Below are 1914 nucleotides of genomic sequence, written 5' to 3'. Positions count from 1 at the left end.
ATCAAGACTGAAAAGTCGATCAGCGCCACACGTCTGGTTCTTCTGACATCGGTTGGTCGGCGGGGGGATGCCAAAGCGGCTCAAAGCGCCGGTATCGCCGCCTATCTGACGAAACCGATCCGACAGTCGCTCTTATATGAGTGTCTTGGCCTTGTTCTGGGAAGCGTCAATGCAGTTGATTCAACTCCACAGACTGCTGCTCCGATCATTACCCGACATAGTTTGTCGGAGGCGCAGATACGATCCAGTCCGCTTGTCCTCGTGGTTGAGGACAATCCGGTCAATCAAAAGGTGGCCGCGAATATGATTGAAAAGCTCGGATATCGGGTCAATGTTGCGGCAAATGGTCGAGAAGCCGTTGAATCACTCGCGCGGATTCCCTACGCGCTGGTGTTCATGGATTGCCAGATGCCTGAAATGGACGGCTTTGAGGCGACAAGGGTGATCAGAAAGCAGGAGGAGAGCCTGCGACAGGCCGGTAGCAGGCCGTCCCACCTTCCTATCATCGCCATGACTGCCAACGCGATGCGGGAGGATCGTGAGCGATGTCAGGCAGCCGGGATGGATGATTTCCTCAGCAAGCCGGTTACGAGCAAATCTCTGGCAGCGGTCCTGAATCATTGGCTGCCGCAGGAAACGACTTCTACGAAGGTGGCATAAAGGCCGCTTCAGGCATGAGGGTTATAGACAAAACCACAGAGTACATTGCCTCAATCACGACTGGTTCACGAGTCAATAAACGCAGTCACGGTCGTTGGTCCCTCGATCGGATCGCGACTCAAATTCCAGCCTTTGAAGCCGGCAACAAGGTTGTTTGGTTCGAGGGGACTACAGTGAGTACGAAGTGGATCGAAAGAGGTGCCTGGCAAAGAGGCCGATCAGCAGCATGTACCAGGGTATCGGAAACTCACATACAGTCAGACAAGAACTGCCTAAAAAGGAGCGGGCAACTGAAGCGATGCCAGCTTGAACGAAAGATCAGCTTCCGGCTCTTTTCCATTTAGTACTATGGCCAAGCCGATAATCATTGATAGGCCTTCACGATCTGGTCGATGGAAGCGGTTTCATGATATTCCCGGTGTTTCTTAAGCTTGGCGAAGTCGTGCTCGATAGGATTCAGGTCGGGCGAATAGGGCGGCAAAAACAGCAGCGTGGCGCCGGTGTGCTGGATGAGCTGTGCCGTTTCCGGCGATTTGTGAAAGGCCGCGTTGTCCATGATGACCAGGTGTTCAGGAGTCAGACGCGGGCATAGCCTGGCCTGGAGCCACGAGTTAAACACGGCTGCATCGCAGGTGCCGTCGAAGAGGAAGGGTTCAGCAAAATCCGGCCCGATGCGGGCGGCGATCAGTGCGGTGCGCGGTCTTCTGTGCCCGGACGTCAGGCCGTACACACGCTGGCCCTTGGGCGCATACCCATAGCGGCGAGTCACGGACGGCGTGAAGCCGCACTCATCGACATGAACAGGCTGCAGGCCGCGACGTCTGGACCGCTCACGAAGACGCAGAAACTTTCTTCGGTGCAGCGGGCTGCGTTCTTTGTAGCCGGTCGTTTTTTTTCCGGGTCCATCCCATCTTGTGGAGTGCGTTCCAGATGCCATGGCGTGAGACCCCGAAATGCCGAGCCGCTTCCGCCTGTGTCAGGTCGTCATGCGTGGTGACATGACGCCGTAAAGCCTCCCAATCCAGTTTATGAGCGGTTTTGGGCCCAGGGCGCTTGTGTCTCAGCCCACCGGGTTTGAGCCACCGGTACACGCTCGCCTCGCCCACCTTGAACCTCCGGGCCGCCTCTGCCTTGCTTCCGCCGCCTCGCACAAAACTTACTACCCGTCTACGCAAATCCGATGAACATCTCATGCCCTCATTCTTCCAAAGTGCAACCCTATCTGTCTATCGGTAATTGTGGGCTCAGCTATAA

Annotated in this window: 3 protein-coding genes; 1 reads left to right on the top strand and 2 read right to left on the bottom strand. The window is 56.0% G+C overall.

The window, feature by feature from the left end; all coding sequences use genetic code 11:
• The coding region (locus ACOSYY_RS12140) for a response regulator (RefSeq protein ID WP_421662661.1) at positions 1-660 on the top strand (660 nt) is incomplete at its 5' end.
• A 364-nt stretch (positions 661-1024) separates the two neighbouring features.
• Here ACOSYY_RS12140 and ACOSYY_RS12135 read toward each other — a convergent pair.
• Positions 1025-1597 (bottom strand): IS630 family transposase, encoded by a 573-nt coding sequence (locus ACOSYY_RS12135; RefSeq protein WP_421662659.1) that lies wholly within the window; start codon positions 1595-1597, stop codon positions 1025-1027.
• Positions 1491-1853 carry an IS630 transposase-related protein gene (locus ACOSYY_RS12130; RefSeq protein WP_421662658.1) on the bottom strand — a complete coding sequence of 121 codons (363 nt, stop codon included), beginning with the start codon at positions 1851-1853 and terminating at the stop codon, positions 1491-1493. The genes ACOSYY_RS12135 and ACOSYY_RS12130 overlap by 107 nt, the downstream gene beginning before the upstream one ends.
• Positions 1854-1914: the final 61 nt, after the last annotated feature.

The sequence above is a fragment of the Nitrospira sp. BLG_2 genome (assembly GCF_049222245.1).
This window is presented reverse-complemented; position numbering and strand designations above follow the sequence as displayed.